The sequence below is a fragment of the Micromonospora sp. CNZ285 genome (assembly GCF_004637285.1).
The window spans coordinates 1,408,952-1,423,264 of record NZ_SPQD01000001.1 but is presented as its reverse complement, the minus strand read 5'-3'; the positions used below and the strand labels follow the sequence as shown (position 1 = coordinate 1,423,264).

12 protein-coding genes and 2 pseudogenes are annotated in these 14,313 nt (G+C 70.4%); 7 read left to right on the top strand and 7 right to left on the bottom strand.

From position 1 onward, the window contains the following. Positions 1-96 precede the first annotated feature (96 nt). The 3 genes and pseudogenes from CLT75_RS06405 to CLT75_RS06395 all read left to right on the top strand — a co-directional run bounded on the left by CLT75_RS06405 (position 97) and on the right by CLT75_RS06395 (position 2,704). Positions 97-1,331, top strand: a pseudogene (locus tag CLT75_RS06405) (IS3 family transposase). A gap of 273 nt (positions 1,332-1,604) precedes the next feature. Further along, positions 1,605-2,045, top strand: a complete 441-nt coding sequence (locus tag CLT75_RS06400) for a hypothetical protein (protein ID WP_135239935.1) — start codon at positions 1,605-1,607, stop codon at positions 2,043-2,045. A gap of 173 nt (positions 2,046-2,218) precedes the next feature. After that, positions 2,219-2,704, top strand: coding sequence for a hypothetical protein (locus CLT75_RS06395; RefSeq protein ID WP_135239934.1), 486 nt, complete (start codon positions 2,219-2,221; stop codon positions 2,702-2,704). A gap of 32 nt (positions 2,705-2,736) precedes the next feature. Here CLT75_RS06395 and CLT75_RS06390 read toward each other — a convergent pair. Then, positions 2,737-2,898, bottom strand: a pseudogene (locus tag CLT75_RS06390) (IS110 family transposase); the annotation flags it as partial. Between the two features lie 108 nt (positions 2,899-3,006). Here CLT75_RS06390 and CLT75_RS06385 point away from each other — a divergent pair. After that, positions 3,007-3,387, top strand: coding sequence for a hypothetical protein (locus CLT75_RS06385; protein WP_486485073.1), 381 nt, complete (start codon positions 3,007-3,009; stop codon positions 3,385-3,387). Here the strand turns inward: CLT75_RS06385 and CLT75_RS06380 are convergent. Next, entirely contained in the window at positions 3,360-3,911 is a 552-nt protein-coding gene (locus CLT75_RS06380; RefSeq protein WP_135239933.1) for a CbrC family protein, read from the bottom strand. The two genes, CLT75_RS06385 and CLT75_RS06380, sit on opposite strands and share 28 nt — an antisense overlap. 196 nt (positions 3,912-4,107) lie before the next feature. On the opposite strand from CLT75_RS06380, the gene CLT75_RS06375 reads away from it, so the two are divergent. Continuing rightward, positions 4,108-4,320, top strand: coding sequence for a site-specific integrase (locus CLT75_RS06375; RefSeq protein ID WP_135239932.1), 213 nt, complete (start codon positions 4,108-4,110; stop codon positions 4,318-4,320). Positions 4,321-4,366: 46 nt separating this feature from the next. Here the strand turns inward: CLT75_RS06375 and metH are convergent, their stop codons facing one another. Then, a complete protein-coding gene (gene metH, locus CLT75_RS06370; protein WP_209310279.1) occupies positions 4,367-7,882 on the bottom strand; it encodes a methionine synthase in 3,516 nt (1,171 codons plus the stop codon). A gap of 240 nt (positions 7,883-8,122) precedes the next feature. On the opposite strand from metH, the gene CLT75_RS06365 reads away from it, so the two are divergent. Together CLT75_RS06365 and CLT75_RS06360 are read left to right on the top strand one after the other, a co-directional pair. Beyond that, positions 8,123-8,992 (top strand): PAC2 family protein, encoded by an 870-nt coding sequence (locus CLT75_RS06365; protein ID WP_030504102.1) that lies wholly within the window; start codon positions 8,123-8,125, stop codon positions 8,990-8,992. A 115-nt stretch (positions 8,993-9,107) separates the two neighbouring features. Further along, positions 9,108-9,899, top strand: coding sequence for a GntR family transcriptional regulator (locus tag CLT75_RS06360; protein WP_073829687.1), 792 nt, complete (start codon positions 9,108-9,110; stop codon positions 9,897-9,899). Between the two features lie 203 nt (positions 9,900-10,102). Here the strand turns inward: CLT75_RS06360 and mshC are convergent, their stop codons facing one another. The 4 genes from mshC to CLT75_RS06340 all read right to left on the bottom strand — a co-directional run bounded on the left by mshC (position 10,103) and on the right by CLT75_RS06340 (position 13,606). Beyond that, on the bottom strand, positions 10,103-11,341 hold the full coding sequence (gene mshC / locus CLT75_RS06355) for a cysteine--1-D-myo-inosityl 2-amino-2-deoxy-alpha-D-glucopyranoside ligase (RefSeq protein ID WP_135239931.1): 1,239 nt from the start codon (positions 11,339-11,341) through the stop codon (positions 10,103-10,105). Positions 11,342-11,408: 67 nt separating this feature from the next. Then, positions 11,409-12,227, bottom strand: coding sequence for an SCO1664 family protein (locus CLT75_RS06350; RefSeq protein WP_135239930.1), 819 nt, complete (start codon positions 12,225-12,227; stop codon positions 11,409-11,411). Beyond that, positions 12,224-12,805: a DUF3090 domain-containing protein gene (locus CLT75_RS06345; protein ID WP_135239929.1), complete on the bottom strand. Its 582-nt coding sequence runs from the start codon at positions 12,803-12,805 to the stop codon at positions 12,224-12,226. Before CLT75_RS06345 ends, CLT75_RS06350 begins: the two co-directional genes overlap by 4 nt. Positions 12,806-12,892: 87 nt before the next feature. Next, the gene (locus CLT75_RS06340; protein WP_135243925.1) at positions 12,893-13,606 is read right to left on the bottom strand and encodes a histidine phosphatase family protein; all 714 of its coding nucleotides are present in this window, start codon (positions 13,604-13,606) and stop codon (positions 12,893-12,895) included. Between the last annotated feature and the right edge of the window lie 707 nt (positions 13,607-14,313).

Here is a 14,313-nt window from a genome sequence, read left to right as displayed (position 1 = left end):
GCTCGCACAGCATGCGGCCCCTCGCTTGTAAGTTCTGGGCGCTCTGTCCCGCACCGGGTTTGATGGAGACATCGAAACCTGGGAGGAACACCAGCGATGCCGGCACCGAAGAAGTACAACGATGAGTTGCGTGAGCGTGCGACCCGGTTGGCGGTCGAGGCCCGTCGGGATCCGGCGTCCGCGGTCGGAGCGATCCGTCGGATCGCCGGTCAGCTCGGGGTTCACCCGGAGGCGTTGCGCACGTGGGTGAAGAAGGCCGAGACCGACGCCGGCGACCGGCTGGGCACCACCAGCAGCGACGCGGAACGCCTCGCCGCGTTGGAACGGGAGGTGCGTGAGCTGCGGCGGGCGAACCAGATCCTGAAGTCCGCGGCGTCTTTCTTCGCGGCGGAGTTGGACCGTCCGTCGCGATGAAGGTCGAGTTCGTCGACTCCCAGCGGGTCGAACACGGTGTCCAGCCGGTCCTGCAGGCGCTCGAAGACACGCCGGCACAGATCGCACCGTCGACCTACTACGCCGCCAAGACCCGCCCGGCCTCGGCCCGGTCGCGGCGCGATGAGGAGCTGACCGCGGTGATCGAGCGGATCCACGCGGAGAACTACGGCGTCTACGGGGCACGCAAGATCTGGCACGAGCTGCACCGACGCGGTTTGCCAGTGGCCCGGTGCACCGTCGAGCGGCTGATGCGCGCCTGCGGGCTGCGCGGGCTGCTGCGCGACAAGTCGCCACGCACGACCCGGCCAGCGGCCGAGACCAACCGGCCCGCTGACCTGGTCAAACGGGACTTCACCGCGAAACATCCGAACCAGCTGTGGGTCGCGGACCTGACCTACGTGCGCACCAGTGTGGGCTGGGTGTACGCCGCGTTCGTCCTCGACGTGTACTCCCGCATGATCGTCGGCTGGCAGGTGTCCACGAGTCTCTACACCGAGCTGGCTCTCGACGCGCTGAAGATGGCGATCTGGCGCCGCGAAAATCAAGGCGCTGACCTGGGCGGACTGGTCCACCACTCCGACCGTGGCGCCCAATATCGAGCGATCCGCTACACCCAGCGGCTCGCCGAGGCCGGCGCCGTCGCCTCCGTCGGCTCCAAGGGCGACTCCTTCGACAACGCGATGGCCGAGGCGTTCAACTCCCTGTACAAGGCCGAACTCGTCCGGAACAAGGGCCCGTGGCGCGGGCTCGACGACCTGGAGATGGCCACCGTCGAGTACATCGACTGGTACAACAACCGCAGGCTGCACGGCGAACTCGGCCACGTCCCACCCGCCGAGCACGAGGCGCTACACGCGATGACCCACCCGGTCACCGCACCCCTGAAAACCAGCTAACCAACTCTCCATCAAACCCGGGGCTTGACACTCCGTTCGGCAGGGTCCGTCCACGTCTCCGACCTCGGGCGGCTGTCCGTGATCAGCCGCCGGAGGCTGCCCTTGTCCCGGCCCGTTGCTGTCGGCGCTGCTGCCGCACACGGTGTAGGAGCGGAGTAGCCCTAGCCGCTCGGCCAGGTCTTCTAGCAGGACGGATGCTTTACCACTTGCAGATAGCGCGGCTGATCATTCCGCCCATATTCCGGATTTTGCGGCCTCGCCTACCCTCGTCGCATGAGTTCTCAATCTGTGAGCGCGACGGTCGCCGTCGCGGCATTCGCTCTAGGGGTCATCAATCTGTGGTACTCGGTCCTCCGACCCTGGTGGCGGAACCGAATCGCACAGCCAGACGCGAGGCTTGAGCTTCTCGCATACAAGACTCGGCATGGCTGGGACCAGGACGAACGTGTGGTAGTGGCCAACCACGGCCCCGGGACCATGAGGGATCTCGAAGCTCGGGTCTTCAACGATGACGGCGACGACTACACAGACCGGGTGGGTGTCCTCTGGCCGAAGCTCCCGGCCCCTGCTCTCCATCCGGGACAGACGTTGCACCTCAAGCTCACGCCGTCTCTGGGAGATAAGCGCCCCGGACGTCTACTTGTTCGCTGGCGGGACGGTCGACGGAACGTTCAAGAGCGAGAGTTCTGGTTGTCCTACCACCGGGTCACGTGACGGCCAACAGTTGCAGCTCGCACGGCCAGTTTGGAAGGTGCCTTGATTTCGAGGCAGGCCCCTACGTCCGTGCTGGTGATCAGGCTTTTCTCGCCTGGCCAGGCCAGGAAAACGGCGCGTCACCCCGCCTGGCTCTAGATCATCAGTTTGACGTCAGGAGGTAGCGTGGTGGCGTGAACTGGATGACGATGGCTCAAACCCTAATACCCGTCGGAATTGGGTGGCTGCTCTCCGAGGTTGGTGCCGGGTTTCAGGCTCGCCGAAACCGCAAAGTTGCCTTGCGGGACCGTGCCGATGAATTTGAAGCAGGCGTGTTACGGGATGTGATGTCTGCGCTAGAGGAAGCCTATGACGCAGCCTCCGACTTGGCGCTAAATTCAGACGTAGCGCATGGCCAAGCGCCCTGGCCTGACCGTGCGCCATTTGTTCAGCGGGTGGGGCGTCAAACATTTGAGGTTAGGCGACACCTTGCCCTCTTACCTGAGGATGACGCGAGAATTAAGGCGTCCAAGGTTGTAGATGTTATGGTCGAGCTGACGCACGCCAAGAATACAACGAAAGACATCATCGAAATCTGGAAGCCAGTCGATTCGTTGTTTTTGGAGGCCCGGGAGAGCTTTGGGGTCAGGTTGCGGAAGCTACACAAGCGCCCGACATGAGCTCTTCTGCCATCCCGATGCTCCTATGGAGGTCAAGGGGTTAGGGCGGCGAAGTCGGCGCGTAGGGCGGTGTAGACGTCGCGGACGATGTAGCGCTTCAGGCAGCGCAGGATCTCCTGCTTGCTGAGGCCTTCGGTGATGCGGCGGTGGACGTAGGCGCGGGTGCGCTGGTCGTAGCGCATGCGGCAGAGCGCGAACGGCTCGTCAACGCCACCGGCCTGATCGGCCTAGCCGGCCGGCAACACCCCATCGGCTACCACTTCGCCGGCAGGCGCGTCACCGTCCGCCTCGACCGCGGCCTCATGCAGATCACCGCCGACGGCGTCCTGCTGCGCAGCCTGCCCAACCCGCTGACACCCGCCGAGATCGCCCGCATCCGCGACGCCCGCCCCGCCGGACCACCACCCGCCCCGGCACCCGAAACGGTGCGGGTCGAGCGCCGCGTCAGCTGTCGAGGAGCCCTGGTCATCGCCGGTCAACGCATCCACGTCGGCATCGCCCACGCCGGCCGCACCCTCATCGTCGAAGCCGCCGACAACACCTTCCGGGTCCACGACGGCGACCATCTCCTCACCGAAGTGCCCCGCACCACCGTCAAGCCGATCGCCCGGTTCAAGGTTCGCAAGCCCGAGCCCTCGCGGCCAAGAACCGGCGGTCAGGTCGAGTCGGAGTACGCAAGGTGAGTACCGCAGTGCCGGCAGCGGAACAGAAACGCGGTGACCGGGCCGTCCTTGCTGATCGCCTGCAAGTACCACTCCTTTTCCTCCGCCGACCAGCCAGACCCGGCCATCTCCAACCGCAGTTGCTCCACGGCATCAGGAAAGTCCGCCAACTCACGCGCACCGACCTCGCCATGGAACTCCGCCGCGTCACCGCAGTGATGCAACCACCGCTCCTGCTGCCAGCCGGCGAAGCCCGGCGTTCGGCGGAGAACCACCTCGGTCACATCCGACGGGACATCTTCAGGCACCCGCCAATGCGCATCGGTGAACTGCGCGTCGAACATCGCCGCCGCCCGGCCGTCCGCGATGCACCACGCACACAGCCTCCTGCCCAACTCCTCGACGGCATACACAGGCCCGACATACGTGAAGGGCCGCTGCTGGCCGCAACACGCACACACCACCTCGACGGCCACGACCGAACCCGTCGCCACCGGGTCTGGGTGGTACGGAAACCGCGGAAGACCTGCCTGATCAGCCAGCACCCGCCGATCCTAGGGCGCTACGAACCAGCCGCTCGACCCCAAGCGGTTACCCTGACCTGAAGATCGTCTAGCCGGACGTGTCACCCACGTCCCGAGACTGATCTGTCACGCAGGTCCTGAGGCTCGACACCGCCGGCAGCTGGCCGGCAGGCGCCGGCAGCTGGCCGCCGGCGTCGAGGACACCCGGCAGAACGGCATGTACGTCCTGCGCCACACGTACGCCTCGGTCCTGCTCGACGCGGGCGAGAACATCAAGGCGCTGTCCCTGTACCTCGGCCACGCCGACCCCGGCTTCACGCTGCGCGTCTACACCCACCTGCTCCCGACCAGCGAGGACCGCACCCGCCGAGCGATCGACGCCGCCTTCGGGCACGGCCCGACCGACCCCGACGGCCTGGCGACGGCCTAGCAGGGTGCCGCAGCCCTGTTTGCCCAGCTCAGGGAGGGTGACGGCGTCACTTGGCGTTGAAGTAGTTCGCCTCCGGGTGGTGCACCACGATCGCGTCGGTGGCCTGCTCCGGCACCAACTGGAACTCCTCGGACAACTGCACCCCGATCCGCTCGGCGCCCAGCAACTCCACGATCTTCGCCCGATCCTCCAGGTCCGGGCAGGCCGGGTAGCCGAACGCGTACCGGCAGCCCCGGTAGTCGGTGCGGAGCAGGCCGGCCAGGTCGGCCGGGTCGTCGTCGGCGACCGTGCCGCCGCCGGGCAGCACCAGCTCGGCCCGGATCCGTCGGTGCCAGTACTCGGCCAGGGCCTCGGTGAGCTGCACGGACAGGCCGTGGACCTCCAGGTAGTCGCGGTACTCGTTGCCGGCGAACATCTTCGCCGTGTACTCGCTGATCGGCTGCCCCACGGTGACCAGCTGCAACGCCACCACGTCGAGCTGGTCACCCTGGGGCCGGAAGTAGTCGGCCAGGCACAGCCGCCGCTCCTGCCGCTGCCGGGGGAACGAGAACCGGGCCCGCTCGCTGTGCCCGTTCTCGTCCAGCACCACCAGGTCGTTGCCTTCGGAGTACGCCGGGAAGTAGCCGTACACCACGGCCGCCTCCAGCACCTGGTCGGAGATCAGGCGGTCCAGCCAGTACCGCAGGCGGGGCCGGCCCTCTGTCTCGACCAGTTCCTCGTACGACGGGCCCTTGCCGCCGCGTGCGCCGCGCAGTCCCCACTGGCCCAGGAACGTGGCCCGCTCGTCGAGCAGTGCCGCGTAGTCGGCCAGCGGCACGCCCTTGACGACGCGGGTGCCGAAGAACGGCGGCTTCGGCACCGTCACGTCCACCGCCACGTCGGAGCGGACCGACGCGTCGTCCAGTTCGGGCAGCGCCTCGCGGACCTGCGCCCGCTGCCGCTCGCGGCGCTCACGGCGGGCCGCCAGTGCCGCCTCGCGCTCCGGGTCGATCACCGGCGCGCCGCCGCGCTTGGCCGCCATCACGCGGTCCATCAGGGACAGCCCTTCGAACGCGTCGCGGGCGTAGTGCACCTGGCCCGGGTAGATCGACCGCAGGTCGTCCTCGACGTACGCGCGGGTCAGCGCCGCGCCGCCGAGCAGCACCGGCCAGCGCTCGGCCACGCCCCGGGAGGCCATCTCGGCCAGGTTCTCCTTCATGATCACTGTGCTCTTGACCAGCAGGCCGGACATGCCGATCGCGTCGGCCCGGTGTTCCTCGGCGGCGTCGAGGATCGCGTTGATCGGCTGCTTGATGCCGATGTTCACCACGTCGTAGCCGTTGTTGGACAGGATGATGTCGACCAGGTTCTTGCCGATGTCGTGCACGTCGCCCTTGACCGTGGCGAGCACGATCCGGCCCTTGCCGTCGTCGTCGGTCTTCTCCATGTGCGGCTCCAGGTACGCCACCGCGGTCTTCATCACCTCGGCGGACTGGAGCACGAACGGCAACTGCATCTGGCCGGAGCCGAACAGCTCGCCGACCACCTTCATGCCGTCCAGCAGCAGGTCGTTGATGATGGACAGCGGCGTACGCCCCTGCGCCATCGCGGTGTCCAGGTCGGCCTCCAGGCCGTTGCGCTCGCCGTCGATGATCCGTCGCTTGAGCCGCTCGTCGAGCGGCAGCGCGGCCAGTTCCTCGGCCCGGGTGGCGCGCGCCGACGCCGCGTCCACGCCCTCGAAGGCCTCGATGAACCGCTGCACCGGGTCGTAGCCCTCGCGGCGGCGGTCGTACACCAGGTCGAGCGCCACCTCGCGCTGCTCGTCCGGGATCCGGGCCATCGGCAGGATCTTGCTGGCGTGCACGATCGCCGAGGTCAGCCCGGCCTGGGCGCACTCGTGCAGGAACACCGAGTTGAGCACCTGCCGGGCCGCCGGGTTGAGACCGAACGAGACGTTGGAGATGCCGGCGGTGAAGTTGACCCCCGGGTAACGCGCGGCGATCTCCCGGATCGCCTCGATCGTCTCGATGCCGTCGCGGCGGGTCTCCTCCTGCCCGGTGGCGATCGGGAACGTCAGCGCGTCGATGAGGATGTCCTCCCGGCGCATCCCCCACCGGCCGGTCAGGTCGTCGATGAGCCGGCTGGCCACGCGTACCTTCCACTCGCGGGTGCGGGCCTGGCCCTCCTCGTCGATGAGCAGCGCCACCACGGCGGCGCCGTGCTCCTTGACCACCGGCATGACCCGCGCGTAGCGGGACTCGGGGCCGTCGCCGTCCTCGAAGTTCACCGAGTTGACCACGCACCGGCCGCCGAGCATCTCCAGCCCGGCCTCGATCACGGCCGGTTCGGTGGAGTCCAGCACGATCGGCAGCGTCGAGGCGGTGGCGAACCGGCCGGCCAGCTCCCGCATGTCCTGCGTGCCGTCGCGGCCGACGTAGTCGACGCAGAGGTCCAGCAGGTGCGAGCCGTCGCGGGCCTGGCTGCGGGCGACCTCCACGCAGGCCTGCCAGTCCCCGGCGAGCATGGACTCGCGGAACGCCTTCGAGCCGTTGGCGTTGGTCCGCTCCCCCACCATCAGGATGCTGGCGTCCTGGGCGAACGGCACGTGGTGGTAGATCGAGGAGACTCCGGCCTCCGGCTTCGGCTCCCGCGCCACCGGCGCGCGCCCGCCCAGCCGCTCCACCAGCACCCGGATGTGCTCCGGGGTGGTGCCGCAGCAGCCGCCGATCAGGGCCACGCCGTAGTCGGTGACGAACTGCTCCAGCGCGTCGGCCAGCTCGTCCGGGCTGAGCGGGAAGTACGCCCCGTCGGCGGTCAGCACCGGCAGGCCCGCGTTCGGCATCACCGAGATCGGGATACGCGAGTGCTGCGCCAGGTAGCGCAGGTGCTCGCCCATCTCCGCCGGCCCGGTGGAGCAGTTCAGCCCGATCAGGTCGACGCCGAGCGGCTCGATCGCGGTCAGCGCGGCGCCGATCTCGCTCCCAAGCAGCATGGTGCCGGTGGTCTCCACCGCCACCTGGCAGATGATCGGGACGTCCCGGCCGGCCTCGGCGCGGGCCCGCTTCGACCCGACCACCGCCGCCTTGACCTGGAGGAGGTCCTGGCAGGTCTCGATGATCAGCGCGTCCGCTCCGCCGGCGATCAGGCCGGCGGCGTTCTCCTGGTACGCGTCACGCAGGGACGCGTAGCTCGCGTGCCCGAGTGTGGGCAGCTTGGTGCCCGGGCCCATCGAGCCGAGCACGAACCGGGGGTGCTCCGGCGTCGCGTACGCGTCGGCTGCCTCCCGCGCGATCCGCGCGCCCGCCTCGGACAGCTCCCGGATGCGGCCGGGGATGCCGTACTCGGCGAGGTTGGGCAGGTTGGCGCCGAAGGTGTTGGTCTCCACGCAGTCCGCGCCGGCGGCCAGGTAGGCGTCGTGCACGCCGCGGACCACGTCCGGCCGGGTCACGTTGAGGATTTCGTTGCAGCCTTCGAGGCCGTCGAAGTCGTCGAGGGTGAGGTCGGCAGCCTGGAGCATCGTCCCCATCGCGCCGTCCGCGATCAGGATCCGATCCGCCAGCAGGTCACGCAACGAGATAGACACATGCTCCAGGGTAGTGCGCCCGAGTGCGGCAGAGTCACCCGAACCGGGCCATCCCACATTCTGCCCACCGGGCCGTCGTACCCCTTTCCGCCGGTTCGCCCGGGTGGTCCGGCCCGGCGACCGGCGCGGCCGACGGGCCGGCCCTCGCGGGGGCACGTAGGCTGACGGACGTGAAGGACAACAGGGGTGCGAAGTGCGACGGGGCGGCGCCGTGCCCGACGAGCAGGGTGAGGTGACGGCGTGACCGAGTTCGACGGGCTGCCGGTACTGCGCTCGCCGGTCGCCATCGCGGCCTTCGAGGGCTGGAACGACGCCGCCGACGCCTCCACCGCCGCCGTGGAACACCTGGAGCAGGTCTGGCAGGCCCGGCAGGTGACCGAGCTGGACCCGGAGGACTTCTACGACTTCCAGGTGAGCCGGCCGACGATCACCATGGCCGACGGGGAGACCCGGCGCGTCGAGTGGCCCACCACGCGGTTCATGGTGGCGAGTCCGGAGGGCACCGAGCGCGACGTGGTGCTGATCCGCGGCATCGAGCCGAGCATGCGCTGGCGGACGTTCTGCGAGCAGGTGCTGGAGATCTGCCACAGCCTGGAGGTCGAGCGGGTGGTGCTGCTCGGCGCGTTGCTGGCCGACGTGCCGTACACCCGGCCGCTGCCGATCAGCGGCAGCGCGTCGGACGCCGACGCGGCCAAGCGCTACCAGCTCACCCCCACCCGGTACGACGGGCCGACCGGCATCGTCGGCGTGCTGCACGACGCGTGCACCCGCGCCGAGGTCGACGCGGTGTCGTTCTGGGTGCACGTGCCGCACTACGCCAACAACCCGCCCTGCCCGAAGGCCACGCTCGCCCTGCTGCACCGGGTCGAGGAGGTGCTCGACCTGCCGGTGCCGATGGCCGACCTGGCCGAGGAGGCCGCCGAGTGGGAGCAGCGGGTGCGCAGCGCCGCCGAGCAGGACGCCGAACTCGGGGAGTACGTGCGTGAGCTGGAGGAACGGGTCGGCGACGCCGGCATCACCCCGTTGACCGGGGACGAGATCGCCCAGGAGTTCGAGAAGTACCTGCGTCGCCGCGGTGGTTCCGCCGGACCGACCGCGGGTTCCTGGTAGCACCTTTCCGTCGAAGCCGGGCTCCCCTGCCGGGGCCCGGCTTCTTCGTGTCCGGGGTGGCGCCGTCACACCCTCTAGGGCATCCTAGGAACCTAGCTGTTCTGAGGAGGCCTGCATGCAGATCAACCCGGGCGCGGCCGAGTTCCCGCACCGGCAGATCGCCGCGCAGCTCAAGGCCCAGGTGCGCCGCGGCGACTGGGGCCCGGGCGAGCGGCTGCCGTCCATCCCGGCCATCGCCGAGATGTTCGGCGTCGCGAAGCAGACCGTGCAGCGCGCCGTCGACCAGCTGCGGGTCGAGGGCATCCTGATCACCAAACCCGGCTCCGGTACGTACGTCCGGGGCACCCGGCGCCGCCTCAACCGCCTGTCCCGGGGCCGGTACGGCGGCTTCCGCGGCTACCACACCGACCTGGCCGCCCGGTACCGCCAGCAGCTCGTCTCGGTCGGCCGCTCCCCCGCCCCGGCCGAGGTGGCCGACGCGTTCGGCGTCGCCGACGGCACCGAGCTGCTCTGCCGGCGGCACCTGGTACGCACCGACGACTCACCGGTCGAGGTCGGCGCGTCCTGGTTCCTGCCCGCCGACACCGCCGGCACGTCACTGGAGCGGGCCGAGGCGTTCGGCCGGCCGCTCTACCAGGAGGCGGAGGAGGTCACCGGCCGGCGGTACGTCACCGCCACCGACACGATCAGCGCGCGTCAGCCCAGCCGGGAGGAGGCGGAGATTCTCCAGATCCGCCCGGACACGCCGGTGCTGCACCTGCTGCACGTCGCGTACGACGAGCGGCACAAGCCGATCGAGGTCGCGCAGGCCACGTGGCCCGGCCCGATGACCACGCTCACCGAGGAGTACAAGATCCCCGCCCCCACCCCCGACCAGGACCCCGACCCCGGCTTGGTCCTGGGCTGACCCGGCTCCCGGCTCCCGGCTCCCGCCCTCGACGCACCCACCACGTTCCACCAACGCCACACTCGCCCTCGGGCGGCGCGATCTTGCGGTTGCGGCCCCCGCGAACCGGGGCAAAAGCGCCGGAACGTGGGCCGCAAGCGCAAGATCGACGCGCGAGCAGGGCGAGAAGGTGCGGCGCGAGGGCTAGCGGCGAAAGGGCGGGACTACAGGGCGATGCCGAGGAGGGCGTCCACCGTGTCCCGGAAGAGGGCCGGGGCATCCGGGTCGTCGGTGACGCCGGTCAGGGTGCCTTCGGCCCAGCGGTCGGCTGCCGCCAGGGCACCCGGCGTGTCCAGGTCGTCGGCCAGGCGCTCGCGTACCTCGGCCAGCAACGCCGCACCCGACGGCCCGGCCGGCGCGGCGGCGGCCCGCCGCCAGCGGCCCAGCCGCTCCTGCGCCTCGGTGAGCAGATCGTCGGTCCAGGAGCGGTCGCTGCGGTAGTGGCCGCTCATCAGCGCCAGCCGGACCGCCATCGGGTCGACCTTGTCGGCCCGCAGCCGGGACACGAAGACCAGGTTGCCCTGGGACTTCGACATCTTCTCGCCGTCCAGGCCGATCATGCCGGCGTGCACGTAGTGGTCGGCGAAGGGCGCCTCGCCGGTCAGCCGCTCGGCGTGCGCGGCGGAGCACTCGTGGTGCGGGAAGATCAGGTCGTTGCCGCCGCCCTGCACGTCGATCCGGTCGCCGAGCAGGTTCAGCGCGATGACTGTGCACTCGATGTGCCAGCCGGGACGGCCCGCGCCCAGTTCGCCGCCGGGCCAGGACGGCTCACCCTCGCGGGCGCCGCGCCACAGCAGCGGGTCGAGCGGGTCGCGCTTGCCGGCGCGTTCGGGGTCGCCGCCGCGCTCGGCGAACAGCTCGATCATCTGCTCTCGGGACAGGTTGGACTCGTAGCCGAACCGGGGCGCGGCGGAGATGTCGAAGTAGACGTCGCCGGTGCCGTCGTCGAGCCGGTACGCCGCACCGTCCTTGAGCAGCACCAGCACCTTCTCGGCGATGTCCGGGATCGACTCGACCGCGCCGACGTAGTGCGCCGGCGGGATCATCCGCAGCGCCTCCATGTCCTCGCGGAACAGCGCGGTCTCCCGCATGGCCAGGACCTTCCAGTCCTCGCCGTCGCGCTCGGCGCGCTCCAGCAGCGGGTCGTCGATGTCGGTGACGTTCTGCACGTACCGCACATCGAGGCCGGCGTCGCGCCACATCCGCTGCACCAGGTCGAACGTGATCATGGTGGCGGCGTGCCCGAGGTGCGTCGCGTCGTACGGGGTGATGCCGCAGACGTACATCGAGGCCGCGCCCTCGGGCCGGCTGGGATGGGCGCCCTGCCGTGCCGAGTCGTACAACCTCAGCGACACGCCCTCGCCGGGCAGCCGTGGCACGTCATGTCCCGCCCAAGACTCCATGACCGCCAGCCTAACGATCCGTCAGACGCTCGGGTGCCGCCCTACGGGTGATCAACGCGACAACGGCTCACATCGGCGGCCAGGGCATCGCCGGCCACTCCTGGGGCGGCAGCGGGAACCGGCCGCTCTCGCCCAGCCGCTCGACCCGTTCCGCCAGCGCGGCCAGTTCACCGATGGTCAGGTGCTCGGCCAGTTCCTCGCCGAGCGGCCCGCGCAGCTGCCCGGCCAGGCCGTCGAGCACCTCCACCGCGTCCGGCGGCAGCTCGCGGCCGGCCCAGCCCCACAGCACCGTACGCAGCTTCTCCTCGACGTGGAAGCTCACGCCGTGGTCGACGCCGTAGATCCGGTCGTCCGGGCCGACGAGCACGTGCCCGCCCTTGCGGTCGGCGTTGTTGATGATCGCGTCGAGCACGACGAGCCGGGCCAGGCGGGGGTCGTCGGCGTGCGCCAGCGCGTACGCCGCCCCGTCGTCGTCGCGGGCCGCGGCGACCGGGAACCAGCGCGGCGGGATCTCCCGCGCCGGCACGAACCCGACGAGCGGCTCGGCGTCGTCCGGCTCGTCGATCCAGAGCTGGCACGAGCCGGGGCCGAACGGGCCGTCGCGCAGCACCGTGGGCGGAACCAGGTCCCAGCCGGTGGCCCGGGACACCAGGTAGGCGGACACCTCCCGGCCGGCGAGCGTGCCGTCCGGGAAGTCCCAGAGCGGGCGCTCGCCGCGTACCGGCTTGTAGACGCAGTGCGCGCTCACGTCGCCGAGCGCGATGACGCCGCGCAGCGTCGCGTTGGAGGCGTCGACGAGCCGCCCCTCCAGGGTCAGCTCACCGTCGGCGAGCAGCCGCAGCGCCTCGGCGCCGTCCTGTCGGGGCTGCAGTTCCGACGAGGTCACCGGTGATAGCCGTTGTGCCGGGGGCAGAGGTGACCGGCCGGGTCGAGCGGCTGGCCGCACAGCGGGCAGGGGGGCCGGCCGGCGTTCACGACGCGCTTGGCCCGTTCGATGAACTCGCGGGTCGCCTCCGGGGTCAGCCGCACCCGCAGGCGGTCGAGGTCGTCGTCCGGCTCGTCCGGGTCCTCGTCGGCGTCGTCGTCCGCGTCGCCCAGCTCGACCTCGACCTCCGCCTCACCGACGGCGATCGCCTCGATCACCACGGTGGCGGTGTCCACGTCGAAGGCCAGGCCCAGCGTGCCGACCCGGAACTCCTCGTCCACAGGCGTGTCGAGCGGCTCGTTGTCACTGGTCACCGTGGCGGCCGTCTCCGGCAGCTTCACGCCGAATCGGCGCTGCGCCTCGGTGAGCAGCTCCTCGAGCTTCTCGGCGAGCAACGACACCTGGACCTTCTCCAGCGACACGCTGACCAGCCGGCCGCCGCCGCGCGCCTGGAGGAAGAACGTGCGCTCCCCCGGCGGGCCGACCGTACCGGCGACGAACCGCTCCGGCGGCTCGAAGGCGTGCACCTGGTGCGTCATACCCACGACCCTATCCGGCGTGTGGAAGCACCGCGCAGCCCACCGACGCCGAATCCGCCCAGAGCGAACGCGCCGCGTACGCCTGTCTCACCCGGCCGCGCCCGCGCCTCCGCCGACCGCCGCGTCGGACTCGGCCGCCCGCGCCGGTCGCCGGCGCCGCTTGCGCGGCGGCGGGACCAGCGCCGACAGATCGCCGCCGGTGTCGTTGAGCCGGACCAGGAACGGCCGCAACGGGGTGTAGCGGATCGCCGTCACCGACGCCGGGTCGGCCACGATCCGCTGGAAAAGATCAAGGTGTACGCCGAGCGCGTCCGCCACGATCGCCTTGATCACGTCGCCGTGGCTGCACGCCAGCCAGATGGCCTCCGGCCCGTGCTCGGCGGTGACCCGCGCGTCCCAGGCCCGTACCGCGGCGACCGCCCGCGCGGACATCGCCGCCATCGACTCGCCCTGCGGGAACGCGGCGGCGCTCGGGTGCTGCTGCACCACCGGCCAGAGCGGCTCCTTCGCCAGCTTCTTCAGCGACTGCCCCTCCCAGTCGCCGTACCCGCACTCGATCAGCCCGTCCTCGACGATCGGCTCGGCGCCGGGAAGCGCCAGGTCGAGGGTCTGCCGGCAGCGGATGAGCGGGCTGGTCACCACCGCCGCGAGCGGCAGCCCGGCGAGGCGCGCAGCGACCGCCGTGGCCTGCGCCCGGCCGGTGTCGTCCAGCTCGACCGGTTGCCGCCCGGCCAGGCCGCCGTCGGCGTTCGCGGTGGTCCGGCCGTGTCGCAGAAGCAGAAGGGTCGCCACGCTGACCACCCTAGGCGGTACGTCCCCCGATGATCGTCCCGCCACGACAGGCCGCGCCAAGGACTGCAGCACCACCCGGTGCCGCCGGACCAGGAGCGCGACCCAGACGACCACCACAGCCCACAGCACCAGAGAGATACTGCGGTACCGCCTGACCCCCGCGTCGGCCCGTGCCTTGTCCTGCGCCCTGATCTCGGCCGCGTCGTAGAGCACGGTGCCGTCGACGACGAAGGTCTCGGCCGAAACCACGTAGGTCGCGTAGACGTACAACCGTGCGCGTTCCAGCTCCGGCTGGGGATCCCTGCTCATCTCGAATCGGACCGGCGTGCCGGGCACCAGTTCCTCGCTCGGCAGCTCTCGTACGCTGAACTTGACCCGGGGGTGCTCGCGGAGCACCACCCGATACACCACGGCGGCGAGGTTTCTGCTTCCTCCCGTCGTCGATTCCCAGTTCTTCTGTACCGACTCGACTGTGCCCGTCACCACGAACATCTCGGCCGGCAGCTCCGGCTTGTCGAAAGGCTCTCCCAGACTCCAGGCATAGGCCGCCAGAATCGCGATCATCACGGGAACGCCGTGCAGCGGTCTGAGGCGGAAGCGCGACATGCGGGTGAGAGTAGCCACCCCCGGCCACCGGGCCGCGCGGCGTGCGCGACGGCGCGGCCCTACGTGGCTGAGCCGGCGACGAAGCCGAAGGCCGGCCACCTCGGACATCG